A 25,812-nucleotide genomic window follows, 5' to 3' on the forward strand; every position below is an offset into this window, starting at 1 on the left:
AATATATTAAGGAGGAAAAATAAAAAATGATATTAGGTAAAAAAATCGGAATGACACAAATTTTTGAAAATGAAAAATTAATTCCAGTTACAGTAATCGAAGCAGGAACTAACTTCATTACACAAATTAAAACAGAAGAAAAAGAAGGATATAATGCTATCACATTAGCTTATGGAGATAAAAAAGAAAAAAATACTACTAAACCATTATTAGGTATATTTAAAAAAGCAGGAATTACTCCAAAAAGATTTCTTAAAGAATTTAAAGTAGCTAATCCGGCTGATTTTAAATTGGGACAAGAAATCAAAGTAGACGTATTAGAAGGTATCGAATTTGTTGATATTTCTGGAACTTCAAAAGGTAAAGGAACTGCTGGAGTTATGAAAAGACATAATTTTGGTGGAAACAGAGCAACTCACGGGGTTTCAAGAAACCATAGACTTGGAGGTTCTAACGCAGGTGGTGCTGCATCAAACAGTAACGTACCTAAAGGTAAAAAAATGGCTGGAAGATTGGGAGCTGAAAAAGTAACAGTTCAAAACTTGCAAGTTATTAAATTTGATGTAGAAAACAGTCTTTTATTAGTAAAAGGTGCTGTTCCAGGACCAAAAAATGGATTTTTAGTAATCAAAAAATCGGTAAAAAAATATTAATAGGAAAGAGAGGAGGATAACATGCCAGTTTTAAATATATATAAATTAGACGGTTCACAAGCAGGAACTATTGAAGTAAATAATGACATATTTGGAATTGAACCAAATAAACACGTAATGCACGAAGTTTTAGTAGCAGAATTAGCTGAAGCAAGACAAGGATCGGCTTCAACAAAAACAAGAGCAGAAGTAAGAGGTGGAGGAAGAAAACCTTTTAGACAAAAAGGAACAGGAAGAGCAAGACAAGGATCTACAAGAGCACCACATATGGTAGGTGGAGGAGTAGTTCATGGACCAAAACCGAGAGACTATACTAAAAAAGTAAATAAAAAAGTTAGAAAATTAGCTCTAAAATCAGCTTTAGCAACAAAAATTAACGAAGGAAATTTAATTGTATTAGATGATTTTGCATTAGAAGTACCAAAAACAAAAACATTTATTAATTTTGCAAAAGCATTAAACTTTGACGGTTTAAAACAATTATATGTAACAAATGATGATGTTGATACTGTTGACAGAGATTATTTCTTATACTTATCAACTAGAAATATTGAAAAAATTTCATCAATTAATACAAGAGATTTAAGCATTTACTGGTTAATCAAACAAGACAAAGTAATTTTAACTAAAGAAGCTCTTGCAACTATCGAGGAGGTGCTAGCATAATGCATATTACTGATATTATAAAAAAACCTGTAATTAATACAGAAAAAGCGAGAACTTTATTGGAAAATAATGAATATGTTTTTATCGTAGATAAAAGAGCAAATAAACTTCAAATTAAAGATGCGGTTGAAAAATTATTCAATGTAAAAGTTCAAGGTGTAAATACTTTAAACATCAAACCAAAAAACAAAAGATTCAGAATGTCAATGTATAAAACAGCTGCTATCAAAAAAGCAATTGTTAAGTTAAAAGCTGGAGAATCAATTACAGCTTACGAAGGATAATTAAAACATAAAATTTATTTTGATTTTTAAATTTAATTTTAAAAAAGTAAAATAAATAAATTTTTTTGTGGAAATTATTTAATAAAAATGCTATAATAAACAAGTTATATAAAATATGGAAGTTTTAAATAATTAATTAAAAATTAAAACGTAAAATTAGGAAGAGAGGGAAAGTAAGTTATGCCAATAAAAAAATTAAAGCCGATAACTAGTGGGACACGGCATATGTCGATATTAGTTAATAAGGAATTAGATAAGGTAAGACCTGAGAAATCTTTAGTTGAACCGTTAAATTCATCTTACGGAATTGACAACTATGGACATAGAACAGGTAGAAACAGACATAAAGGACATAAAAGATTATATAGAGTAATCGACTGGAAAAGAAATAAAATTGGAGTACCAGCAAAAGTTGTAACTCTTGAATATGATCCAAATAGAACTGCAAATATTGCATTGCTACATTATGTTGATGGAGAAAAAAGATATATTTTAGCTCCAAATGGACTTAAAAAAGGTGATGTTGTATTAGCTGGGGAAAGTGCAGATATTAAACCTGGAAATGCATTGAAATTAAAAGATTTACCAATAGGGACAGTTATTCATAACGTTGAGTTAATGCCTGGTAAAGGTGGACAATTAGCAAGATCTGCAGGAACAGCTGCAAGACTTGTTGCAAAAGAAGGAACTTACTGTCACGTGGAATTACCTTCTGGAGAATTAAGATTGATTCATAAAGAATGTATGGCAACAGTTGGAGCAGTAGGAAATTCTGAACATTCATTAGTATCATTAGGAAAAGCTGGAAGAAATAGACATTTAGGAAGAAAACCTCATGTTAGAGGATCAGTAATGAACCCTGTAGATCACCCACATGGAGGAGGAGAAGGAAGATCTCCAATTGGTAGAAAATCACCAGTTACACCTTGGGGTAAACCTACTCTTGGTAAGAAAACTAGAGGTAAAAAATCTAGCGATAAATTCATTGTTAGAAGAAGAAAAAAATAGTTGTTTAAAAATTAATTTAATACGAGAAAATATAATAATAGAATTTTTAATAAACTTAACGAGAAGTCTCCAACTTTTAGAAGTGGGAGTAACTCACATAAAAAACGTAGAAATGGACTGTGCCAGTCAAATATACAGATTACATGTAAAAGAAAATTTGGCTGAATATAAAAACATTGCTTAATACATTGAACTAAATAATTAAGATGAGATGTATTGAGTAACATTTCTCGATTTAAAAAATGAAATAAGGAGGAAAGAATGGCTCGTTCATTAAAAAAAGGACCTTTTGTTGATGCATATTTATTAGAAAAAATAGAAGCATTGGGAGGTAAAAAACAAGTTATTAAAACATGGTCTAGAAGATCAACTATATTCCCTCAATTTATTGGACATACTTTTGCTGTATATAACGGTAAAAAACATATCCCTGTATATGTAACTGAGGAAATGGTTGGGCATAAATTAGGTGAATTTGCACCAACTAGAACTTTCTATGGACATGGAAAAGATGCAAAAAAAGTTAAATAATAAAGGACTTTAACAAACATAACAGCGAAATCTCTAACTTGTAAAAGTAGGAGCAGTTCACTTGTTAATTAATAGATATACATTGGAAAGGAGAGGACTTTGAATGGCAGTTGTAGCTAAATTGAAATACCAAAGATTAAGCCCTCAAAAAGCAAGATTAGTTGCTGATATTGTAAGAGGGAAAAACGCATTACAAGCATTGAACATATTAAAATTTACTAACAAAAAAGCAGCATTATATATAGAAAAAACATTAAGATCAGCGATTGCAAATGCTGAACATAATAATAATATGGATCCAGATAAATTATTTGTTTCAAAAATATTAATTGATAAAGGACCTGTATTAAAGAGAATCAGCCCAAGAGCAATGGGAAGAGCTGATATTATCAGAAAACCAACAGCTCACATCACAGTAGAAGTTGATGAAAAAGAAGATTAATAAGGAGGTAAGTCTGTGGGACAAAAAGTAGATCCTAGGGGGATAAGATTAGGAATCACAAGAACTTGGGATTCAAAATGGTTCGCTGAGGGGAAAGAGTACGTAAATAATTTTCATGAAGATTTAAAAATAAAAAAATATATTAAGAAAAACTATTACCACGCGGGGGTTTCTTCTATTCAAATAGAAAGAACATCACCTACAGAAGTAGCAGTTATTATAGAAACTGGAAAAGCTGGAATTTTAATTGGTAGAAAAGGTCAAGAAATCGAAGCTTTAAAAGTAAAATTAGAAAAATTAACTGGTAAAAGAGTACAAATTAAAGTACAAGAAATTAAAAATCCTAATAAAGACGCTCAATTAGTAGCAGAAAGCATTGCAACAGCAATTGAAAAAAGGGTTGCTTATAAAAGAGCAGTTCAACAAGCTATTCAAAGGGCAGAAAAAGCTGGGATTAAAGGAATTAAAGTTATGGTATCGGGAAGATTGAATGGTGCCGAAATTGCAAGAAGTGAATGGACACTTTCAGGAAGAGTACCACTACATACTTTAAGAGCAGATGTTGATTATGCAACAGCTACTGCACACACTACATACGGTGCTTTAGGATTAAAAGTATGGATATTTAATGGTGAAGTTCTTTCTACTACAAAGGAAGGAGAAAACGAATAATATGTTAATACCTAAAAGAACGAAATATAGAAAACAGTTCAGAGGAAAAATGGGTGGCGTAGCAACTAAAGGAAACAAAGTTGATTTTGGTGAATTTGGACTTGCCGCTAAAGAATTTGGTTGGATTACTTCAAGACAAATTGAGGCTTGTAGGGTAACAATCAACAGAACGTTTAAAAGAGAAGGTAAAATTTGGATTAGAATATTCCCTGATAAACCTTATACAAAAAGACCTGAAGGAACAAGAATGGGTAAAGGTAAAGGTAATACAGAAGGTTGGGTAGCAGTAGTTAAAAAAGATAAAGTAATGTTTGAAGTTGGTGGAGTATCAGAAGAGAAAGCCAAAGAAGCATTAAGAAAAGCAGGACATAAACTACCTATCAAAGTTAAATTTGTAAGAAAAGAAGAAGTAGGTGGTGATAAGTAATGACAATTAAAGAAATTAGAGAATTATCATTGGAAGAATTGGAAGTTAAAGTAAATGAATTGAAACAAGAATTATTTAATTTAAAATTTCAAAAAACTCTTGGACAATTACAAAACACTGCTAAAATACGAGATGTTAAAAGAACAATAGCGAGATTAAAAACTGTTGTAACTGAAAAAACTGGTAAATAGGAGGATCAAGAGTGGAAAATAAAAGAAACGAAAGAAAAGTAAGAGAAGGAATCGTTGTTTCAAATAAAATGGATAAAACTGTAGTTGTTCTTGAGGAAACAATGAAATTACATAAACTTTATAAAAAGAGAGTAAAAACTTCTAAAAAATATAAAGCACACGATGAAAACAACGAATGTGGAATCGGAGATAAAGTGCAAATTATGGAAACTAGACCATTAAGTAAAGATAAAAGATGGAGAGTTGTTACAATTTTAGAAAGAGCTAAATAGTTCTATTTTATCAATAAAATTAAAAATAATATTTTATTTTCAATATTAAAAAAAAGGCAAATAGCGTGAGTTAATATTTGAGAGGAGGAAATTTTAAATGGTTCAACAACAAACGATTCTTAATGTCGCTGATAACACTGGAGCTAAAAAAATCATGGTTATTAGAGTATTAGGTGGATCAAGAAAAAGATTCGGTAAAATAGGAGACATCGTAGTAGCAACTGTAAAAGAAGCTATACCAAACGGAAACGTTAAAAAAGGTGATGTAGTAAAAGCTGTAATCGTTAGAACAAGAAAAGAATTAAAAAGAGCAGATGGTTCATATATAAAATTTGATGATAATGCGGCAGTTATTTTAAATACTGCATTAGAAGTAAGAGGGACAAGAATTTTTGGACCTGTAGCAAGAGAATTAAGAGCTAAAAACTTTATGAAAATAGTTTCTCTAGCACCAGAAGTATTATAGGAAGGAGAGTTTAAACGTGGCTAAACCAAACTTAAAATCAGTACCTAGAAGATTACATGTTAAAACAGGAGATACGGTTATTGTAATTAGTGGTAGATCAAAAGATTTGTTACGTAATGAAAACAGTACACAAACTGGAGATAAAGGAAAAATTGGAAAAGTATTAAAAGTTTTCCCAAAAACTGGAAAAATAATTGTTGAGGGTGTTAATATTAAAAAAAGACATATCAAACCTAATGCAATGAACCCACAAGGCGAAGTTGTAGAAAGAGAAATGCCAATTTTCTCATCTAAAGTAATGCTTTGGGATGAAGGGGCAAAAAAACCTACAAGAGTAAGAAAAGAAATAAGAGATGGAAAGAAAGTAAGAATATCAGTTGTATCTGGTAATGAAATATAGTATTTTAGAGAGGAGGATGTCATAAGTGGCTGAAAAATATATTCCAAGATTACAAAAATTATATAAAGATGAACTTGTTTCATCATTGATGAAAGAATTAAACTTGTCTAATGTTATGCAAGTACCTAAACTAGATAAAATAATAGTTAATATGGGGATTGGTGAAGCAGCAAGCAACCCTAAATTAATAGATGCAGCTATCGTTGAATTGGCACAAATTACAGGACAACAGCCTGTAGCAAGAGCAGCTAGAAAGTCAGAAGCTGGATTTAAATTAAGAGAAGGACAAAAAATTGGAGTAAAAGTTACATTGAGAAAAGAAAAAATGTATGAATTTCTAGATAGATTAATCAGTATTACTTTACCAAGAGTAAGAGATTTTGAAGGTGTTTCACCTAAAGGATTTGATGGAAGAGGAAATTATACATTAGGACTAAGAGAACAAATCGTATTTCCTGAAATTGAAATTGATAAAGTTGATAAAATCTTTGGATTAGGAATTACAATTGTATCTACGGCACAAACTGATGAGCAAGGAAGAGCTTTATTAAAAGCATTTGGAATGCCGTTTGCAAGATAGTGTTATTTTGAAGGAGGTGTAATTTAATCAATGGCTAAAAAAGCAATGGTTGAAAGAAATTTAAAAAGAGAAAAAATAGTTGATAAATATGCAGCTAAAAGAGCTGAATTAAAAGCAAGAGCTAAAAAAGGTGATCGTGAAGCAGTTTTAGAATTATCTAAATTACCAAGAAATGCATCACCTACAAGAGTTAGAAATAGATGTCAAATTAACGGAAGACCAAGAGGATTTATGAGAGAATTTGGTATTTCAAGAGTTATGTTTAGACAATTAGCAGGAGAGGGAGTTATCCCTGGAGTAAAAAAATCAAGTTGGTAATATTTTGAGAGGAGGAAGAATTAATGTATTTAACAGATCCTATTGCTGATATGCTTACTAGAATCAGAAACGGAAACATGGCTAAACATGCACAAGTTGCAGTACCATTTTCAAAAATTAAAGAAAGTATAGCAAATATATTAAAAAATGAAGGATATATAAACGGTTACGAAATTAAGGAAGAAGGAGCTATAAAAAATATAGTTGTATCTTTGAAAGTTGTAGATGGAGAAGCTGTTATTAAAGGGTTAAAAAGAATATCAAAACCTGGAAGAAGAGTTTACACATCTGTAGAAAGTTTGCCTAAAGTATTAGGTGGATTAGGAATTGCCATTGTCTCAACACCACAAGGTGTTATTACAGACAAGGAATGCAGAAAGCATAACGTAGGTGGAGAAGTTCTTTGCTACGTGTGGTAATTTACGCATTTTATAAATTAGGAGGATAAACAATGTCAAGAATAGGTAGAAAACCTATAATTATACCTGCTGGTGTTGAAGTTAAGCAGGATGGGAATACTTTTACTGTAAAAGGGCCAAAAGGGCAATTGGTAAGAGAATTAAGTGATGAAATTAAAGCAAATATTGATGGTAATGAAATTGTATTTGAAAGATCAAATGATTTACCAAATACTAGAGCTCTTCATGGAACTACAAGAGCAAACTTAAACAATATGATTGTTGGAGTAAGTGAAGGATTTTCTAAAGGATTGGAATTAGTCGGAGTAGGATACAGAGTACAATCTAGTGGAAAAGGATTAACTTTATCTTTAGGATATTCACACCCAGTTGAAATTAAGCCAATAGAAGGAATTACTTTCAAAGTTGAAGGAAATACTAAAATTTCTGTTGAAGGAATTGACAAACAATTAGTTGGACAAGTTGCAGCAAACATCAGAGCAAAAAGACCACCTGAACCTTACAAAGGAAAAGGAATTAAATATGCTGATGAAGTAATTAGAAGAAAAGAAGGTAAGAAAGGATAGGAGGTAGATTTTAATGGTAAAAAAACTTGATAGAAATAAATTAAGACAAAAAAAACATAGAAGTATTAGAAAAAAAATCGTTGGAACTGCTGAAAGACCTAGACTTGCTGTGTATAGAAGTTTACAAAACATCTTTGTTCAAGTAATTGATGATACAACAGGAAATACTCTAGTTTCTGCATCAACTATTGAAAAAGGTGCAAAAATTGAAAAAGGTTCAAATATCGAAGCAGCTAAACAAATTGGTGAAAGAATTGCTAAAAAAGCGTTAGATAAAGGAATTACTACTGTTGTATTCGACAGAGGAGGATATATTTACACAGGAAGAGTTAAAGCTGTGGCAGATGCTGCAAGAGAAGCAGGATTAAAATTCTAAAGATAAGGAGGATTTATTTTGGCTAGAGATAGAGATAACAGAGAAAGAGAAAGTGAATATAAAGAAAGACTTTTAAGAATAAGCAGAGTTTCTAAAACTGTTAAAGGAGGAAGAAGAATTTCATTCTCAGTATTAGCAGCTGTTGGAGATGAAAAAGGAAAAGTAGGTATTGGTTTAGGAAAAGCTAACGGTGTACCTGATGCAATTAGAAAAGCCATTGCAAATGCCAAGAAAAACTTAGTAAATGTTTCATTAAAAGGTGGGACATTACCACATGAACAAATTGGTAAATACAATGCAACTAGTGTGTTATTAAAACCAGCTTCAAAAGGGACAGGAGTTATCGCCGGTTCAGCAACTAGGGAATTACTTGAGCTAGCAGGTGTAACTGATGTGCTTACAAAAATTAGAGGTTCAAAAACTAAGGATAACGTTGCAAGAGCAACTTTAGAAGGTCTTAAGCAATTACGTTCTCTTGAAGACGTAGCAAGACTTAGAGGAAAATCAGTTGAAGAAATTTTAGGATAATAGGTTAGGAGGTAAAATTAATGTCTAAAGTAAAAGTAACACTTGTAAAAGGAATTAATGGAAGAAAACCTAATCATGTTGCGACTGTAAAATCACTTGGATTAAGAAAAATCAGTCAAAGTGCAGTTCATAACAAAACTGCTGATATTGAAGGAAAAATTAAATTAGTTTCTTATTTACTTAAAGTAGAGGAGGTTTAGAATAAATGAATCTTAATGAATTAAGACCTGCTGCTGGATCGAAAAGAGAAAGAAAAAGAGTAGGAAGAGGACACGGAACTGGTTGGGGAAAAACTGCTGGTAAAGGTCATAATGGACAAAAACAAAGATCAGGTTCTTATGTATCACCTATATTTGAAGGTGGACAAATGCCTATTATTAGAAGAATCCCTAAAAGAGGATTTTCTAATGCACCATTTAAGAAAGATATTATAGCAATTGCATTGTCTGATATTGTTGAAAGATTTAACGATGGAGATGTAGTTAGCTTACAAACATTAGTTGAAAATGGAATAGTAAAAAACCCTAAATTTATAAAAAAATATTCTGATGGAGCATTGAGAAATGCAAAAGGAAAAAGAGCTGTAAAAGAATACTTAAACTCAAATGTTGAGGCTTATGTAAAAGAAAAAGAATTTACTAGCTTATTAAAAATTATAGGGAATACAGAAGTTAATAAAAAATTAACTGTAAAAGCACACAGAATCTCAAAAGCAGCTAAAGAATTAATTGAAAAAGCTGGAGGAAGTGTAGAATTATTAGAAATCAGATCATATTCAGCTAAAGCAGGAAATAATAAAAAAGAAGATGGAGATAAGTAAGATTTAATATCTTGCTTTTTCTTCATACATTAAAGGAGTGGTAGAATTGACTCTAGCTGAAGCAGTATCAAGTAGGGTAAAAGCTATTTTTAATATACCTGAATTAGAAAAAAGAGTAACGTTTACATTACTTATGATAATGGTTGCAAGAGTTGGAATTCATATAGCAGTTCCTGGAATTAATACAGAAGCTTTTAAAAATTTCCAGCAAGGAAATGCGATTGCTCAATTTTTAAATTTATTTTCGGGTGGAGCTGTTGAAAGAGCTTCAATTTTTGCATTGGGAATTGTCCCTTACATTAATGCTTCCATTGTATTTCAATTATTAGGAGTAATTTTTCCTAAAATAGATGAAATGCAAAAGGAAGGTGGAAAAGAAAGAGATAAAATAACTCAATGGTCAAGATATGTAACAATTGTACTTGCAATAATTCAATCTTTTGGGATTGCAATATTAATGCAAAATCAAGGATTAGTATTGGAACCAGGTCCTAAATTTGTTCTTAGTACAGTAGTTTTGATTACAGGTGGAACTTCATTTTTAATGTGGATTTCTGAAAGAATTTCAATAAGAGGTATTGGAAATGGTACATCAATGTTGATTTTCCTAAATATCGTTGCAGGATTACCATCTGTTATTAGTTCTATGTTTACTGGATTACCTAGTGGAATGGGAAAAGTTTTGTTAGGATTGTCATTAATAGTATTTATAATATTTATTGCGTTGATGGTAATTATTCAGTTAGCAGAAAGAAGAATTCCTATTCAATATGCTGGAAAAGGAAGCCTTGGATTTGGTGGTGGACAAAGTACAGTTGGAAAAAGAACATATTTGCCATTAAAGATAAATATGTCTGGAGTAATGCCAATAATCTTTGCATCAGTATTGATGGCGGCACCATCATTTTTAATTTCAATGATGAAAACTGGAAATTTAAAAAACTTTTTAACAGCTCAATTTGAGCCTAAAGGAGTTTTTTACTTGCTATTATTTGCAATATTGATTACAGTATTTTCATTTTTCTATACGCTTACAATTGCTTTTGATCCAGATAAAGTTGCAGATGACTTAAAGCAAAGTGGTGGAACAATTCCAACAGTAAGAGCTGGAAAGGAAACTGCTGATTATTTGGAAAAAGTTACTACAAGAGTAACATTTGGAAGTGCAATATTCTTATCACTATTAGGTATTATGCCTAATATATGGTTTGGATATATTTTAAATCTTCCAGTAATGCTTGGAGGAACAAGTTTATTGATTTTGGTTGGGACTGCAGTAGAAATATTATTGCAAATAGACTCATTCTTGGCAGTTAAACATATGAAGAGTTTTGTAAATAAAAGACATCGTTAATATTAAAATTTAATTCTATATAAAATAAAAAATCTCTAACTAGGTAAAATTCTTTTTAGAGATTTTTTTATTTAGTGAACTACTCCCACTTTTAGAAGTGAAGTGTGAGCTTCTTGGGAAGTATCTGCTTCTGTTAGCCAAATAAGCTCTTTGGGCAGTCCTTGCCCTGATGTACGAGCATTATGCCATATAATAATTATTATTTCAAGTTATGTTCTGCAATTCATCTCCCTCTTCTACAAGTGGGAGGGGAATAGTATAATTTTTACATTAATTGGAGTATCCAAAACTATGTAAATAATATAAGTTAAAAATTTTAATTTTTTAAATATTTTTTTCTTAATAAATATGAAATAAATTCCAATATAATTGCCACGCCAAATATTAAGTATACAAATACTCCAATTTCACGTATATCAAAATACATTGTTCCAGACATAAACATATCATATCCAATTCCGCCAGCTCCAGCGGCAGCTCCAACTAAAACTGCATTTGTAAAGTTTATTTCAAAACGTATAAAAGTCCAAGATAAAATGGAAGTTATAGTGCTTGGTAAAATTCCTTGAAAAATGATTTTCCAAAAGGAAGCTCCTGTTGACTTTAATGCTTCGATGATGCCGTTATCTATTTCTTCAATACTTTCAGAATAGGCTTTTACAAGATAGGCAACACTGTGAAAAGTCATTCCAATAATTGCTGCCTCTACTCCGATGTTTGCAACGACCGAAAATACCATAACCCATAATATTGTTGGGATTGCTCGAATAAGAGATATACCTAATTTTATAGTTTTTGATAAATATTTATTAGAAAGATTTTGTGATGCAAAAAAGGATAAAAACAATGCTATAAATGAACCAATAATCGTTGTAAGGATAGATAAAGCAATTGTTACAGCAAGACTTTGAAATACTTGAATGTAAGTATATCTATTAGATAGCTTTGGAGAAAAAAACATTGTTTTTAAGTCCTTAAAAAAATGTCCAGTTGCTTTAAAAATATTGACACCGCCAAAATCCATTGTGAATAAAGTATAAACTGTAATAATTAATAATATAGATAAAGTTGTGTATAAGTAAATTTTTGATTTTGTAAGTTTTTTTATTTTTATTTTTTCCAAAAGAATATTCACCTTCCTTTTTTTTATTAAAGAAATTATTCAAATATTTTACATTAATTCGCTTCTAAGTTTGTTTGAAAGCATTTCTACACCAACTACAATGATTGTAACAACTAAAATTACAAGTCCAGCGGCATCATAACGGAAACTTTTGTAATACAAGTTAAATGTAAATCCGATTCCAGTTCCTGTTAATATTCCAACTAATGTTGATTCACGTATTCCAGTTTCTATAAAGAATAGAAGCCAAGATAAAAGTTGAGAAGCTGTACTTGGAATAATTCCACAAAATATTATTTGAAAATACGAAGCTCCTACTGATTTTAACGCTTCTATCACATCATTTGCTGTATCATCGATTGTTTCAGAAAAGGCACGTGTCAAATATCCAAATGTAATTAGAAACAATGCCAGAAATCCCGTAAATTGACTTTGTTTGAAAGAAAATACAAGTATTAATGACCAGGCTACAATTGGCATATTTCTAAAAAATGAAGCAATTACTTTTGTTATAATTTTTGTGAAAATATTGATTCCAGTTGAGTTTGAGCCAATTATTGCGAGAAATAGGGCAAATATTGCTGAAATCGTTGTGGAAGTTATAGCAAGTAGAACTGTCTGCAGAGCAGAAGTTATGATTTCTGGAAAATATTGAATAGCATTTTGTGTAGGAATAAATTTTTGTAATAACCAAAAAATTCCTGCTGGAATTGAGGAGAATGCCATTCCATTTTGAAATCCTGAAATAATAGAGGACATTACATAAAGTAAAATAATTATTAGTACAAATATAAATTTAGAATAAAATCTTTGCTTAAAAATATCTTTTTCATTTAAATTCATAATCCCTCCTTATTAAGCATGTTCTTCATCTTTGTAAATAAGATCAATCATGTCATTTGTAAGTTGATCTGTTCTATCATCAAAAATTTTCTTGCCTTCATTTAATGCAATAATTCTATTGGAATACTTTTTTGCAATATCAACTTGATGAAGATTGACAATGCATGTAATTTTTAGTTCAGAAACAATTTTTTTTAAGTAGTCCATTATATTTTCAGCAGTTTTGGGATCAAGTGAAGCTATTGGTTCATCGCAGAGAAGCAGTTTTGGTTTTTGCATTATTGCTCTTGCAATTCCTACACGCTGCTTTTGTCCACCTGAAAGTTCGTTGCACTTTTGGTAGGCATATTTTGTCATGTTTACTTTTTCTAAAAAATTAAAAGCATCTTTTTTTTCTTCTTCTGAATAAATTCCAAGTATTCCAGCAAATACCGATTTATATCCAAGCCGCCCATGAAGCACATTTTCAATAACAGTCAGCCTTTCCACAAGATTATAATTTTGAAAAATCATGCCGATTTCACGTCTTACAAGTTCAATTTCTCTTTTTTTTAAATTTTCAATATTTCTATTTTCAAATAAAATCGAACCTTGGGAAATATCAATCATTTTATTAATACTTCTAAGTAGTGTTGATTTTCCAGAACCTGACGGTCCAATAATAGAGATAAATTCACCTTTTTCCACATCAAATGAGACATTTTTTAAGGCAGTTGTTCCATTGTTATATTTTTTTGAAATATTCTTTATACTTAATAACATAAAAACTTCCTTTCTAAAATTTATATTATTTCTGATTTAAATAGTGGATTTACTATAAAATTTTTTCTTAAAATAATAACTTTGTTATAATTTTTGTTATGCAAGAGGCTGATGCTCTCTTGTTAGGAAATAGGAAAATATAATTTATATTTTTTTATAGAGCATAGTTTTACCATACAAATAATATTTTAAAAAATAAGGCATATCATTAGAGGTATGCCTGTTATAAAATTTATCTAATTCCAATATTAATTTTATTAGTATTTTGGCTGCCATTTTGTTTTTCGGCATTATTATTTATATTATCATTATTATTAGAATTTGTATTGTTTATATTAATAGTTGATGCGTTATTTTGATTATTATTTTGTGGAGTATTGTCATTAATTGCAGTAGACTGTTCAACTGTTATAATAGTTCCAAGTGACAGTAAATCTCTTTCTAATTTATCAAGTTTGTCTTTTTGTGCATAAACTGTATTAATTAATGTTTCAATATTTTTGTTATCTTCTTCATATTTTGCCATAATTTGCTGATAATTGTTATTTCTCAAATTTTCGATTTTTTGAGTTAGCAATGTTTTTTCCTCATCAGTTAAGACAGTGTGATTTAAATTTTTGAAATTATTATTTTCCATAATAAGTTCTGAAGCAAGTTTTACAATTTTTCCTTCAATTAAATCATTTTTTGAATATTCAATAACTGAACCTATTTTATTCATTGTAAATAAAGTTTTAGAAGTAAAATTATCTTTGTTGTAAGTAATTTCATAATCATTATTTTGACCTTTTATTAATGCTTTTGAATTATTTGGCAATAAGACTTCGCCATTTACTTGCGAGATATTTCCATTTAGCCCTTTAGCTACAATTTTTCCTTCGTTAATATCCACATCTGAAATTCTAATATTTAAATCTTTTATTTCCTTTATAAGGTTAGTAGCTTTTAAAGCCGTATTTAATGAAGTTTCTAAGTCTTTTCCTTTATCTAGGAATATATAAAGATTCATATTTTGAACATTGCTGTTGGAATTGTTATTAAAGTCATTTAATGAAATTTCTTTTTCGAGTTTAGTTAGGTTATCAGAAATATTTTCAAGTGCAATATCTCTTTCTAGCTCGATTTCGGAAATACTTTTTTCAATATTTTCTTTTTCAGAATTTATAGATTTTACAAGTGGCTTAATTTCATTATTTAATTCTACAATTTTTTGAGCTTTGCTCTTCAAGTCTGTAGTTTCTGCATAATTTTTTTTCATGGTATTAATTTTTTCAATGTTTTGTTTCCACTGGTTATTGATAAGATTATCAGTATTAGTTGTTAAAGCTGTTGCCTTATCTGTTGTTTCCTTAATAAAATCAGCAGTTGTTTTACTTGCTTTTTCTTGAGCGCTAAGGGAATTTATTTTTTCTGTAAAAGTATCAATTTGAGAATTTTTTTCTTTATAAATGCTGTTTAAGTTTACATTTTCCAGCTTTAGATTAGAGATTGTTAATTTTGGTACAAGTTTAAACAGACCAGTTCGTATTATTCCAATTGTAGCATGTCCTTTTCCAAGATTTTTTCCATTAACCGTAAAATTATCAAAAACCATTTGACTATTTTTTACAGAATATTTTACATTATAAAATTTAGAATGTTTGGATTTTGTCATAAATGAAACAATATTACTAGAAAACATAATACCAAAAAGTGATATAATTAATATTAATAATACAATACTTAGCAGGTATTTCAAAATTTTCACAAAAACCCTCCTTTTTAATATTATTTAATCCCCTTTATCCCACTACTAAAGTAATGGGATTTTTAGGGTAATTTGTAAACTATCTGCTTTTGTTAATTATGAGTTGTAATTTTTTATTTGTGTATTTTTATAAAGCTCTAATGATAGTTTATGTGTGATATTTTTTGTTAAATTATTTAACATTTTTTATTGCATCATCTATATTTGAAAGTTTAAATTCGTCAGATATAGATTTTAAATAATTTTGTTGTTCAACTTGTCTTTTTTGATTTCTTATTTGAGTTTTTATAGTTTCCTTAATTTTTTCAAAAGGAATCAAACCTTTAGAGTTCTTTTCCAATACTTTTACAACATATAAAGCGTTATCAACTTTAACTACACTGTTAACAATTTGTCCAGCTGATACATTTTTTATAGCTGTACCTAAAGCACCTAAACGGCTATCTGGAATTACAGGAGTTTCTCCATTTTCAGAAACTCCAGCAATATTTGAATTATATTTACGTGCATAAGCAGTAAAATTGTTAGGATTTGCAAGAACATCCTTTAATACTTGATTTGCTGTTGCAGCGTCTGTAGCTTTAAATGGAATAATCTGTAATTTTGCAGAATCTTCCTGAAGAGTGAAAGCAGCAGGGTTTGCATCATAATATTTCTTAGCTTCTTCATCGGTAACTTTAACTTTACTGTTAACTTCATTAACTAAAGTCAAACTTGCTAATAATTGTTCTCTTATAACATTTTGATTTTCTGTATATTTTTTATCTTTGTCAAGTTTTTCTTCTTTACCTTTTATGGCAAGAGCTCTGTTCAAAGCAATATTTCTAATAATAGATTGTTTCATTTGTTTAATTTGATCAGGTGTAAGATCTTTTTGTGCAATACCGCTGGAAAATAGATTCTTTTCCAATTCAATATCAACTTCATTTTCATATACTTTTATCTTTTTATCTGGTGATTCAAATACTACCTTTCCATTTTGTCCATTTCCACAAGATAATGCAAATAAGCATAATGCTGTTAAAATACCCATTTTTAATTTATTATTCATTTTAAAATCCTCCAATTTAATTTTTTTATTTAAGTTTCTAGATTTATAACCTTAGTATATCACAACATCACAAACATTTCAAACTAATTAAATAAAAGACGCAATAATTTTTTATTTATTTTAAAAAATTTGTATATGTATTGAAAAAATATAAAAAATTTGATATAATCTTTTAAACTAGAAAGTAAAAATTTGAAAAGCGCCTGTTCTTTTGAAATATTTAACAATATTTAGCAAGAAGTCTCTTTCTTCTATAAGTGGGAGATGAATTGCAGAATATAGCTTGAAATAACAGCTCTTATACGGTATAATACTCATAGTCAGGGCAGGGACTGCCCGAAGAGCTTGGTAAATATATTTGGCTAGCAAAAGCAGATACTTCCCAAGAAGCTAGTTCACTATAGAAAAGAAGACGAGGAAAAGAGTTATCGAAATATCGGCGGATGCTCTTTAGGTGGTTACAGCCTTAATAATATACAAAAATTTCAAGTAATTGAAATTACAAAATTATTATAGTAACATTTTCTAGTAATTTTATATTATTAAAGGAGAAAAATTATGTGTGGAATTGTAGGTTACATTGGATCAAAAAATGCTCAGGAATTTGTTATTGACGGGTTGGAAAAATTAGAGTACAGAGGATATGATTCAGCTGGGATCGCTGTTAATACTGGAAGTGAAAAATTTGAAATTGTGAAAAAAGTGGGAAGATTGAAAAATTTGGCTGATGAATTAAAAAAACATCCGCTTTCAGGAACTGTTGCAATAGGGCATACAAGATGGGCAACTCATGGAAAACCATCTGATGAAAATTCACATCCTCATTTTAACAAAGATAAAACATTAGTTGTTGTTCACAACGGAATTATTGAAAATTATCTGGAACTAAAAAAAGATTTAATTGCAAAAGGATATGAATTTAAATCAGAAACTGATACGGAAGTTGTGGCACATTTATTGGATGAACTTTATACAGGGGATATACTTGAAACAGTAAAAAAATTGTTAAAAGTTATAAAAGGTGCTTATGCACTTGGAATTATGTCTGTTAAGGAGCCTGATAGAATTATTGCGGCTAGAAAGGAAAGTCCATTAATAGTTGGAATTGGAAAGGGAGAAAACTTTATCGCGTCTGACATCCCTGCTATTTTAAAATATACAAGAGATGTCTATTTGATTGAAAATAATGAAATTGTAGAAATAAAAAAAGATTCTGTAAAAATTATGGATGTTGACGGAAATGAGAAAAAAAGAGAAATAACTCATATTGAATGGGATTTGGAAGCTGCTTCTAAAGGTGGATATGAATATTTTATGGAAAAAGAGATTTTTGAGCAGCCAGAAGTTCTTGTGAAAACATTAAACAGCAGAGTTGATGAAAATTACAACATTAATTTTGATGATGCGGGGCTTACAAAGGAATATTTGAGTGGAATTAACGATATTTATATTGTGGCTTGTGGAACTGCTTATCATGCAGGGCTTGCCGGAAAGCATATTATTGAGAAAAAAACTAGAATACGTGTAGATGTTGATATTGCTTCTGAATTTAGATATAGAAATCCTGTAATTGATGATAAGGCATTAGTCATCGTGTTGAGTCAGTCTGGAGAAACATTAGATACGCTTGAAGCTATGAAAGAGGCTAAAAGACATGGGGCAAGAGTTGTTGCAATTACAAATGTAGTAGGATCTTCAGTGGCAAGAGAGGCAGATCATGTTATTTATACTTGGGCAGGGCCTGAAATTGCCGTTGCTTCTACAAAGGCATATACTACTCAAATGGTAATTTTAAATTTGATGGCAATTGATTTTGCATATAAATTTGGTAAAATTACAAAAGATGAAGTGGCTAAGGATATTAAAAAATTGTATGAAGTGGAGCAAAGTATCCAAAGAATGCTGGAATACGATGAAAAAATCAAAGATGTTGCAGATAAAATTAAAAATAGTGAAAGCATGTTCTATCTTGGGCGTGGGCTTGACTATGTAATTGCTGTAGAAGGTGCCTTAAAATCTAAAGAGATTTCATATATTCATTCAGAAGCCTTTGCTTCAGGAGAATTAAAACACGGAACAATTGCACTTATTACAGATGGAGTGCCTGTTGTGGTTAATGCTACGCAATCTGACTTATTTGAAAAATCAGTATCAAATATAAAAGAAGTTACATCAAGAGGAGCTTATGTTATTGCAATTGCAAAAGAAGGAAATACAGTTGTAGAAGAAGTGGCAGATGAAGTATTCTATATTCCAGATGTCGAAGATGATTATGCAGGATTCCCTACAATCGTAATTCATCAGTTATTGGCATACTATTTATCAAAATTAAAGGGAAATGATGTTGATAAGCCTAGAAACTTGGCAAAATCAGTAACTGTAGAATAAAAAAGATAGTTATTTAATAATTATAAATAAAAAAAATGGAGGAAAAAATTATGAAATTCGATGATTTAAAAAAAGGTGCAGAAGATGCATTGAAAAAAACTGTAGATGGAGCAAAAGACTTGGCTGACAAAACAAAGGAAATTGCAGGAAGCGAAGTTGCTCAAAATATTAAAAAAGGAACTGAAGAAGTTTTTGAAAAAACAGTAGAAGGTGCAAAAGACTTGGCTAATAAAGCAGCAAATAACAAAATTGTTAAAGATGTGGAAAAAGGTGCTGAAAAAGCAGTGGATAAAACTGTGGAAGGAGCAAAGGACTTAGCTGGCAAAGTTACTGGAATGTTTAAAAAATAGTTAAAACAAAAATGTAGCAAAAAGAAGTTATTTGGAGTATCAGTTATGGTACTCCATTTTTTAAAAAAAATTTTGAAAAATCAAAAAAATGTGGTAAAATAAGTTTGTAGTAAAAATTCCTGCCACTACCAAAAGTAAAAAATTCAGGGAAAAATCTATTGAAAGCCAGTAAAAATGCAGGCTAGGAGTTACGGAAAATGCCAAAAAAACAGCAAAAAATAACAAAAATTAGTCAAAAAAATGCGATTTTAATGTCTGAAAAAATCTCTGTAACACCGATAAATAAAGAATTTTCTCAAAAGTACGGGTTAAAGTAGAGTATCCATTAAAATAAGGATTGAAACGATTAAGAAATAAATGAAACAGGATTCTTGCGTCCAAGTTAAAGTAGAGTATCCATTAAAATAAGGATTGAAACGTAATCGCTTTCGCATTAAAAATTTGTTCATGTTCATTAGAGTATCCATTAAAACAAGGATTAAATTATTCGTTAAAAGCAACAACTTTTACATAAGGTTGTTTTTTTTATTTGTAAAAAAAGATTTGAATACTTTAATCCATCAAATTTTTAAAATGTTTTGTTATTTTTGGGAAAATTTGATATAATTTATACAATAGGAATTGGATATTGGGTGATGAATTTGAGAAATGAATAAAAAATATTATGTAAAGTCAAATTTGGAAAGGAAATTTTGTGAAAATATTAAAAGATTATTATGATAGATTTAAAAATTTGAATCCAGAGTATTCGGGAATAAAGCTGGGAGTCATTATAGCAGTTATTATTTATTTTATTGCAAGAATTTTTTTTGTGGTAGAAATTTCGAGAGATATGATAATTTCACTTGTGATTTTTGTAATATCAATGACTCTTCACGAAGTGGCACATGGATATGTGGCTCATAAATTTGGAGATGATACAGCTAAGATAAAAGGAAGAATAACTTTGAATCCTTTAAAGCACATTGACTTGACAGGGATAATTTTGCCTATTTTAATACTTTTGAGTGGATTTAAGTTTTTGGTAGGATGGGCAAAGCCTGTTCCAGTAAATTTTGATAATCTAAGACCGCATCGGCTTGGATTATTTTGTGTTGCAATAGCTGGAATAGTTGTGAACTTTATAATTGCTGCAGTTTCACTTCTTTTATTAAAATTTCTTGGAAAATATCTGGATATTGAAAATATTTTTATGACAGTTCTTCTTTATGCATATCTAATAAATTTGCTTCTTGGCATATTTAACCTGATACCAATCACACCTTTGGATGGAGGAAGAATAATTTATTCTTTTTCTGGTGAAAAAGTAAGAAAGTTTTATAACAAAATTGAAAAATATGGAATTTTAATTATATTTGCAATAGTTTACTTTGGAAGTGGAATTTTAACGAATGGATTTATAGCAATTGTGGAGTTCTTTTTAAAATTAGCAGGAATTCATTTTAATTTGATGTTTTAAATTTTAAAAAAAATCAAGAAAAAATTTTTAAAAATCAAAAATGTAGGATATACTTATATTGTACAATAAATGTTAAAGGAGATGTTTTTATCAAAATTTTAAGGATGTGGTAAAGGTGAAAAAATTATTTTTGATTTTAGGAATATTTTTAATGATGAATTTTGAAATATATGGATTTACACAAAGGGAAAAAATTCAGGAAACATTGTCAAAACTTGGAGTTAAGCAGGAATTGATTGATGAAACAATTGCGTTGGATTATGAAATACGTGATACGCAATATTTTGAGGAAGATGAGAAAATCATACGAGAGCGAGTCGAAAAACTGGAAAATCTTCTTCAAAAAGACAAAAGAAATTATATAGCCGCACAAGCATTAATTACTATTTTTGAATCAAAAATAAGCGGAGATTATAAAAAATATCTGGATTTATTTGAAAAATATACGCCTTATGAATATACAAAAACTTTTTCAAAAATGATGTATGCTCTAGATCAAGGAAATACATCTGAATTTGAAAAAATTATGAATGAGATTCCTAAAAAATACAATGATCCTGCGATAATAGCATTATCAAAAATTTTTGTAGCAAAGAATCCTGATGAAAAGCAGATGCTGACAGAAAAAGTTCTAAAATTATTAAAAGATGAAAGCGAAAGAAGAAAAATAGGAGTTTCTGATGAAGAGTACCATCTTATGAAATTGACTTATTATTTAAATAAGATTCGTGGACTATTTGATAAAGGTGAAGTAAAGCAGGCTGTTGCCGAGTATCTGAATAATGTTGTAAATGATGATGTTAGTAATGAAATACGAAATTATAATCTTCGTGCTGAAGTAATACTTTACTTTAATGTTGTAATAATGAATGAGGAAATAAAGGAAGTCGTACTTAAAATAAACAATGGAGCAAAATTGGAAGATACTTGGATTGCTAACAAAATTCAAAAAGAAACTGAAAAAGATAAGGATTTTTTGGCCAAAATGATAAATTGATACTATTTAGTAAAATGTAAAAAAAGATTTATATAAAAACAGGAGGGATTTATGAAAAAATTGTTTGCATCGCTATCATTGCCATTATTGCTTGGATTAAGTTCAAAATTATCGGCGTATACACGGGCAGAGCTTACACAGGATAAGCTTTCTAAAATTGGAATAAAGCAGGATATTATTGACGAAACTATAAAACTTCAATATGATATTAGAGATGAAAGAAATTTTTTTGCGGAAGATGGTAAAGAAAATGATGATTTTTTAAGACTAAAGGAAATTTTTGAAAAAGACGAGAGGAATGAAACTTTAGGAGAAATTATTGCTGGTGCATATATGATTGGAGAACAGAAAGACTTTAAAAAAGCAAGACAATATATGGACAAGATTTCAAAATATTCATCAAAATTTGACAGATTATCAGATGAATTTAGTTATTATAAGCTAAAAGGCGATGAAAAAAATTCTGAAAAATATTACAATCTTTTAAAAAGAAGTTATAAGGGAACACCAGCAATGGATTTGATTGAAATATTAAATGATAATTTGGATATGGTCTTGTTTTTTAATACACTAGGAGATTATTTATCTGAAGAAGATAAAAGTAGTAATAATGAAGTAAATGATCTTCCAGATGGTTTTTTGTATGATAATGAAAAAGGAATTATACAAAATAAATATGAAGAAGACGATAACGATTCAGACGAAGCAGAAGATAATAAAGAAAGTAATCAAACTTATTCTGAAAGCATAAAAGAAATTCTTGATAATGGAAAAGATAATGTAAAAAATCAAAAAGAAGAAATTACTAAATATCGACGAATAGCAGATTATTTTAAAATTGATAAAAATCAGAAGGAATTTGGTATTTCAGATGATTTTGTAAGAGGATTTGAGTTAAAAGTTGCAGAAATAGAAATAGCCAAAAATATGATGAATTATGGAGCAGAAAGTGCAGTAAAATATTATTTGGATAACGTTTCAACAAAGGATGTAAGTTATGAAGATGTATATTTTAACGAGCAGTCGGAATTAGCACTTTATCTAGCAGTTGCTCAAATGCTTGCAGTTGCTGATGAAAGTGTAATAAATAAATACAGAAAAGAATTTGAGAATACAAGAGTAATAAAACTTTTAGATGAAGTTTTGGAAAATGAGAGAAAAAAAGAGAAGGATAAAATTGAAAATCCTGATAAAAATAGTAAAAAACATATAAAAGGTTGATTTTTAAAATTAGATTTTGTGAATAAACTTGTGGCAGGGGGTTATTGACCCCTTGTTATTATTTATAAAAAAATACACCTAAAACTTTTTTCCATTTCAGATGCATTTATTATATAAAATTATGAAATTATTAATGGCAATAATAATAAAATAAAAGCTATTAATGCAGGGACTCCCTGTAATAAGAATATTTTTTTTGAAACTGTTACAGAACCGTAGATTGCTGCACAAATAATACAAATCAGGAAGAAAATTGCAATTTGAAATTGAAATTCTCCGCTTTCGGTTAAACTCCACATTAATCCTGAGGCAAGAAAACCGTTGTATAGTCCTTGATTTGCCAGCATTTTTTTTACACGTTTATCTTTTAGAAAATCTAGTTCTAATCCAAAGTTTTTTTGAATAGATTTACTTTCATTTAGGTACATTTCAAGAATTAATATGTAATAATGTTCCATTGCCACGAATAATATTAATATGAATGCCAGTATGCTCAATTTAATTCTCTCCCTTCATTATATTTTTTATTTTTATATTTTTTTTCATTAATCTCTTACACTTAAAATTACAGGTTTTCCACCAATAATGGCAAAACTGTGTTCATATTGGGCTGAACGTTTTCCGTCTTTTGTAACGGCAGTCCACATATCAGGTAATATTTTTACTTTATAAGTTCCGACATTTACCATTGGCTCAACTGTAATTACCATTCCATCTTCAATTTTAGCTCCAGTTCCAACTCTTCCATAATTCGGGATAATTGGATCTTCATGCATTTCTTTACCAACTCCGTGTCCTGCAAAATCTCTTACAAGTGAGAATCCAAAACTTTCCACATATTCTTGAATAGCATGTCCAATGTCACCAATTCTATTTCCAGCATGTGCCGCTTCAATTCCGATGGCTCTTGCTTTTTCAGTAACTTCCATCAACTTTTTAGAAGTTTCATCAATTTCTCCAACAGCATAAGTAATTGCAGAATCCCCAAAATATCCATCAAGCACTGTTACTGTGTCAATTGTTAAAATATCCCCTTCTTTTAAAATTTGCTTTTTGCTAGGAATACCATGTACTACAACTTCGTTTACAGAAATACAAGTTGCAGCTGGATATGGAGGATATGGGCTTCCTATGTCGTATCCTTTTGTTCCTGGGATTGCACCTTGGCTTCTAATGTAATCTTCTGAAATTTTATCTAATTCATAAGTACTTATTCCAGGTTTTATATATTTTGGCAATACATCTTCAAAAAGTCTTGCGATTATTTCATTAGCTTTTTTGATTTTTTTTATTTCATCTAATGTTTTGTAAATTATCATTTTTCTTCTTCTTTCTAAATTCTTGTTTTTATTTATTTTTCCAGAATATCAATTATATCTTTTGTAATTTCTTCTAGTTTTTTGGCACCATCTACGCTGTAAACTTTGTTTTGTTTTTTGTAAAAATCCAATACTGGTGCTGTTTGTTCATTATAAACTGCCAATCTTTTTTTAACTGTTTCTTCGTTATCATCTGCTCTTTGTTCCAAATCTTCTGGATTTTCGTCAACTGGCGGATTATATTTTATGTGGTAGATTTTACCAGTTTTTTTAGAAACTCTTCTTCCTGTAATTCTTTCGATGATTTCTTCATCGCTTACTTCAAGTGCAATTACTTTTTCGATTTCTCTATTTGATTTTGCTAAAATTTTGTCAAGTTCTTTGGCTTGAGCCACAGTTCTTGGAAATCCATCCAAAATGAACCCTTTTTTACAGTCATCTTCTTTAAGTCTTGCTTCTACAAGTCCATTTACAATATCGTCTGAAACTAATTTTCCTTCATCCATCAATTTTTTTGCTTCCAGTCCAAGTGGAGTTTTATTAGCAATTGCCGCTCTTAAAATATCTCCAGTTGAAATTTGAGGAATTTCATATTTTTTAATTAATTCTTTTGCCTGAGTCCCTTTCCCTGCTCCAGGTGCTCCAAATAATACTATATTCATAATTATTATTATTCGATATTTAAAATATCGCTCCTTTCTAAATTATTTATCTATACTTAATTTTAACATTTTAATAGTTATTTTTCAATTTTCTTTTTCAATTTTTTTAAAAAATAGTGAATTTAATTTGGAAATAAAAAATAACCGCTGTCTTTTGCAACAACGATTATATTATTTTTTATTATGTGTTAAAAAAATTCTAATATTTAACTTTGTAATTCAGATAAAATTTCTTTATATCTTTTTATTGCTTCATCTTCTGTCAAAAACTGAGTTCCATTTTCTTTTTCTTTCTTTTATATTCAAAGCCTCAACAAACATAGCATTTATAAAAAAAAGCAATTCATCTCCCGCTTGTAAAAGTCAGAGACTTATTGCTATTTTTGGTTAAATTATCTTCTTCTGGCAGCTCTCGCTCTAGCGGCAGCTCTTTGTCTACGTGTAGGTTCTTTTTTTACGTATACTACTTTTGAATTTTTCTTTTTAGGAACTTTCACGAAAATGTATCTTCTTCTAACTACTACTTTACGAGTTGGCTCTTTTTTTACATATACGACTTTGTTATTTCTTCTAGGTGCTGCAAAGGCTGTAAGTGAGATTCCAATAACTCCAAAAATTAGAATCATTTTTTTAATAAGACTTCTGATATTCATTCTATCATCTTCCCTTCCTTAAAAATTATTTTTTTAACAATAAAAAACTGTCTTAAAATATTGTAGCACATTTTCATTAAAAAACATTGTAAAATTTATTTGAAATCTATGTTTAAAAAAAATTATTTTTTTAGTGATTTTTTTTGAAAATTAAGTTATAATTAGACTAGGAAAATAAATATTGTTTCTATTTTGGAATAATTTAGCTTTTTAAGCAGGAGGGGTTGACAATATTAGGAAATTTTATGGAATACTTTAGGAGGA

General features: G+C 29.4%; 35 protein-coding genes. 26 read left to right on the forward strand and 9 right to left on the reverse strand.

The window, feature by feature from the left end:
- Positions 1-26 precede the first annotated feature (26 nt).
- The 21 genes from rplC (at position 27) to secY (ending at position 10,973) form a co-directional block, all read left to right on the forward strand.
- On the forward strand, positions 27-653 hold the full coding sequence (rplC, locus tag ACO409_RS04130) for a 50S ribosomal protein L3 (protein ID WP_485555108.1): 627 nt from the start codon (positions 27-29) through the stop codon (positions 651-653).
- A gap of 21 nt (positions 654-674) precedes the next feature.
- Positions 675-1,319 carry a 50S ribosomal protein L4 gene (rplD, locus tag ACO409_RS04135; RefSeq protein WP_485555110.1) on the forward strand — a complete coding sequence of 215 codons (645 nt, stop codon included), beginning with the start codon at positions 675-677 and terminating at the stop codon, positions 1,317-1,319.
- Positions 1,319-1,603 (forward strand): 50S ribosomal protein L23, encoded by a 285-nt coding sequence (rplW, locus tag ACO409_RS04140; RefSeq protein ID WP_314393820.1) that lies wholly within the window; start codon positions 1,319-1,321, stop codon positions 1,601-1,603. The genes rplD and rplW overlap by 1 nt, the downstream gene beginning before the upstream one ends.
- 180 nt (positions 1,604-1,783) lie before the next feature.
- Positions 1,784-2,611: a 50S ribosomal protein L2 gene (gene rplB, locus ACO409_RS04145; protein ID WP_485555112.1), complete on the forward strand. Its 828-nt coding sequence runs from the start codon at positions 1,784-1,786 to the stop codon at positions 2,609-2,611.
- 261 nt (positions 2,612-2,872) lie between these two features.
- Positions 2,873-3,142, forward strand: a complete 270-nt coding sequence (gene rpsS / locus ACO409_RS04150) for a 30S ribosomal protein S19 (RefSeq protein WP_485555114.1) — start codon at positions 2,873-2,875, stop codon at positions 3,140-3,142.
- 103 nt (positions 3,143-3,245) lie between these two features.
- The gene (gene rplV / locus ACO409_RS04155) at positions 3,246-3,584 is read left to right on the forward strand and encodes a 50S ribosomal protein L22 (RefSeq protein WP_018451263.1); all 339 of its coding nucleotides are present in this window, start codon (positions 3,246-3,248) and stop codon (positions 3,582-3,584) included.
- A 15-nt stretch (positions 3,585-3,599) separates the two neighbouring features.
- Positions 3,600-4,256 (forward strand): 30S ribosomal protein S3, encoded by a 657-nt coding sequence (gene rpsC, locus ACO409_RS04160; RefSeq protein WP_018451264.1) that lies wholly within the window; start codon positions 3,600-3,602, stop codon positions 4,254-4,256.
- A 1-nt stretch (position 4,257) separates the two neighbouring features.
- Positions 4,258-4,683 carry a 50S ribosomal protein L16 gene (gene rplP, locus ACO409_RS04165; protein ID WP_147004422.1) on the forward strand — a complete coding sequence of 142 codons (426 nt, stop codon included), beginning with the start codon at positions 4,258-4,260 and terminating at the stop codon, positions 4,681-4,683.
- Complete coding sequence (rpmC, locus tag ACO409_RS04170) at positions 4,683-4,874, forward strand: 50S ribosomal protein L29 (RefSeq protein WP_485555117.1); 192 nt, start codon at positions 4,683-4,685, stop codon at positions 4,872-4,874. The genes rplP and rpmC overlap by 1 nt, the downstream gene beginning before the upstream one ends.
- Before the next feature lie 11 nt (positions 4,875-4,885).
- Entirely contained in the window at positions 4,886-5,146 is a 261-nt protein-coding gene (gene rpsQ, locus ACO409_RS04175) for a 30S ribosomal protein S17 (RefSeq protein ID WP_485555119.1), read from the forward strand.
- A 97-nt stretch (positions 5,147-5,243) separates the two neighbouring features.
- The gene (gene rplN, locus ACO409_RS04180; RefSeq protein WP_485555121.1) at positions 5,244-5,612 is read left to right on the forward strand and encodes a 50S ribosomal protein L14; all 369 of its coding nucleotides are present in this window, start codon (positions 5,244-5,246) and stop codon (positions 5,610-5,612) included.
- 16 nt (positions 5,613-5,628) lie between these two features.
- Entirely contained in the window at positions 5,629-6,012 is a 384-nt protein-coding gene (gene rplX, locus ACO409_RS04185) for a 50S ribosomal protein L24 (RefSeq protein WP_485555123.1), read from the forward strand.
- Positions 6,013-6,037: 25 nt separating this feature from the next.
- The gene (gene rplE, locus ACO409_RS04190) at positions 6,038-6,592 is read left to right on the forward strand and encodes a 50S ribosomal protein L5 (RefSeq protein WP_485555124.1); all 555 of its coding nucleotides are present in this window, start codon (positions 6,038-6,040) and stop codon (positions 6,590-6,592) included.
- A gap of 30 nt (positions 6,593-6,622) precedes the next feature.
- The gene (rpsN, locus tag ACO409_RS04195; RefSeq protein ID WP_485555126.1) at positions 6,623-6,910 is read left to right on the forward strand and encodes a 30S ribosomal protein S14; all 288 of its coding nucleotides are present in this window, start codon (positions 6,623-6,625) and stop codon (positions 6,908-6,910) included.
- Between the two features lie 23 nt (positions 6,911-6,933).
- On the forward strand, positions 6,934-7,329 hold the full coding sequence (gene rpsH / locus ACO409_RS04200) for a 30S ribosomal protein S8 (RefSeq protein ID WP_485555128.1): 396 nt from the start codon (positions 6,934-6,936) through the stop codon (positions 7,327-7,329).
- A gap of 32 nt (positions 7,330-7,361) precedes the next feature.
- Positions 7,362-7,895 (forward strand): 50S ribosomal protein L6, encoded by a 534-nt coding sequence (gene rplF / locus ACO409_RS04205; protein WP_485555130.1) that lies wholly within the window; start codon positions 7,362-7,364, stop codon positions 7,893-7,895.
- Between the two features lie 13 nt (positions 7,896-7,908).
- Positions 7,909-8,271 carry a 50S ribosomal protein L18 gene (gene rplR, locus ACO409_RS04210; protein ID WP_485555132.1) on the forward strand — a complete coding sequence of 121 codons (363 nt, stop codon included), beginning with the start codon at positions 7,909-7,911 and terminating at the stop codon, positions 8,269-8,271.
- An 18-nt stretch (positions 8,272-8,289) separates the two neighbouring features.
- The gene (gene rpsE, locus ACO409_RS04215; protein ID WP_485555134.1) at positions 8,290-8,799 is read left to right on the forward strand and encodes a 30S ribosomal protein S5; all 510 of its coding nucleotides are present in this window, start codon (positions 8,290-8,292) and stop codon (positions 8,797-8,799) included.
- A 20-nt stretch (positions 8,800-8,819) separates the two neighbouring features.
- The gene (gene rpmD, locus ACO409_RS04220; protein ID WP_006806072.1) at positions 8,820-8,999 is read left to right on the forward strand and encodes a 50S ribosomal protein L30; all 180 of its coding nucleotides are present in this window, start codon (positions 8,820-8,822) and stop codon (positions 8,997-8,999) included.
- 5 nt (positions 9,000-9,004) lie between these two features.
- Complete coding sequence (gene rplO, locus ACO409_RS04225; RefSeq protein ID WP_485555136.1) at positions 9,005-9,619, forward strand: 50S ribosomal protein L15; 615 nt, start codon at positions 9,005-9,007, stop codon at positions 9,617-9,619.
- A gap of 46 nt (positions 9,620-9,665) precedes the next feature.
- Positions 9,666-10,973, forward strand: coding sequence for a preprotein translocase subunit SecY (secY, locus tag ACO409_RS04230; RefSeq protein ID WP_485555138.1), 1,308 nt, complete (start codon positions 9,666-9,668; stop codon positions 10,971-10,973).
- Positions 10,974-11,289: 316 nt separating this feature from the next.
- Here secY and ACO409_RS04235 read toward each other — a convergent pair whose 3' ends face one another.
- The 5 genes from ACO409_RS04235 to ACO409_RS04255 form a co-directional block, all read right to left on the reverse strand.
- Entirely contained in the window at positions 11,290-12,096 is an 807-nt protein-coding gene (locus ACO409_RS04235) for a PhnE/PtxC family ABC transporter permease (protein WP_485555139.1), read from the reverse strand.
- A gap of 48 nt (positions 12,097-12,144) precedes the next feature.
- A complete protein-coding gene (locus tag ACO409_RS04240) occupies positions 12,145-12,939 on the reverse strand; it encodes a PhnE/PtxC family ABC transporter permease (RefSeq protein WP_485555141.1) in 795 nt (264 codons plus the stop codon).
- 12 nt (positions 12,940-12,951) lie between these two features.
- The gene (phnC, locus tag ACO409_RS04245; protein WP_485555143.1) at positions 12,952-13,701 is read right to left on the reverse strand and encodes a phosphonate ABC transporter ATP-binding protein; all 750 of its coding nucleotides are present in this window, start codon (positions 13,699-13,701) and stop codon (positions 12,952-12,954) included.
- Positions 13,702-13,933: 232 nt separating this feature from the next.
- The gene (locus ACO409_RS04250; RefSeq protein WP_485555145.1) at positions 13,934-15,448 is read right to left on the reverse strand and encodes a hypothetical protein; all 1,515 of its coding nucleotides are present in this window, start codon (positions 15,446-15,448) and stop codon (positions 13,934-13,936) included.
- A gap of 172 nt (positions 15,449-15,620) precedes the next feature.
- Entirely contained in the window at positions 15,621-16,499 is an 879-nt protein-coding gene (locus ACO409_RS04255) for a peptidyl-prolyl cis-trans isomerase (RefSeq protein ID WP_485555147.1), read from the reverse strand.
- 558 nt (positions 16,500-17,057) lie between these two features.
- Between ACO409_RS04255 and glmS the strand changes: the two genes are divergently transcribed.
- From glmS to ACO409_RS04280, 5 genes are all read left to right on the forward strand, one after another.
- Positions 17,058-18,887 (forward strand): glutamine--fructose-6-phosphate transaminase (isomerizing), encoded by a 1,830-nt coding sequence (gene glmS / locus ACO409_RS04260; RefSeq protein ID WP_485555149.1) that lies wholly within the window; start codon positions 17,058-17,060, stop codon positions 18,885-18,887.
- A gap of 50 nt (positions 18,888-18,937) precedes the next feature.
- Positions 18,938-19,237 carry a hypothetical protein gene (locus ACO409_RS04265; RefSeq protein WP_485555151.1) on the forward strand — a complete coding sequence of 100 codons (300 nt, stop codon included), beginning with the start codon at positions 18,938-18,940 and terminating at the stop codon, positions 19,235-19,237.
- A 694-nt stretch (positions 19,238-19,931) separates the two neighbouring features.
- Positions 19,932-20,696, forward strand: a complete 765-nt coding sequence (locus ACO409_RS04270) for a site-2 protease family protein (protein ID WP_485555153.1) — start codon at positions 19,932-19,934, stop codon at positions 20,694-20,696.
- Positions 20,697-20,811: 115 nt separating this feature from the next.
- Positions 20,812-21,693: a hypothetical protein gene (locus ACO409_RS04275; protein WP_485555155.1), complete on the forward strand. Its 882-nt coding sequence runs from the start codon at positions 20,812-20,814 to the stop codon at positions 21,691-21,693.
- 51 nt (positions 21,694-21,744) lie between these two features.
- Positions 21,745-22,914 (forward strand): hypothetical protein, encoded by a 1,170-nt coding sequence (locus ACO409_RS04280; protein ID WP_485555157.1) that lies wholly within the window; start codon positions 21,745-21,747, stop codon positions 22,912-22,914.
- Positions 22,915-23,033: 119 nt separating this feature from the next.
- Here ACO409_RS04280 and ACO409_RS04285 read toward each other — a convergent pair whose 3' ends face one another.
- From ACO409_RS04285 to ACO409_RS04300, 4 genes are all read right to left on the reverse strand, one after another.
- Positions 23,034-23,411 (reverse strand): DUF1304 domain-containing protein, encoded by a 378-nt coding sequence (locus ACO409_RS04285; RefSeq protein WP_485555159.1) that lies wholly within the window; start codon positions 23,409-23,411, stop codon positions 23,034-23,036.
- A 48-nt stretch (positions 23,412-23,459) separates the two neighbouring features.
- Entirely contained in the window at positions 23,460-24,233 is a 774-nt protein-coding gene (gene map, locus ACO409_RS04290) for a type I methionyl aminopeptidase (protein WP_485555160.1), read from the reverse strand.
- A 32-nt stretch (positions 24,234-24,265) separates the two neighbouring features.
- Positions 24,266-24,895: an adenylate kinase gene (locus ACO409_RS04295; protein ID WP_146964915.1), complete on the reverse strand. Its 630-nt coding sequence runs from the start codon at positions 24,893-24,895 to the stop codon at positions 24,266-24,268.
- Between the two features lie 392 nt (positions 24,896-25,287).
- Positions 25,288-25,548 (reverse strand): hypothetical protein, encoded by a 261-nt coding sequence (locus tag ACO409_RS04300; RefSeq protein ID WP_485555162.1) that lies wholly within the window; start codon positions 25,546-25,548, stop codon positions 25,288-25,290.
- Between the last annotated feature and the right edge of the window lie 264 nt (positions 25,549-25,812).

The sequence above is a fragment of the Leptotrichia sp. genome, from assembly GCF_057270615.1.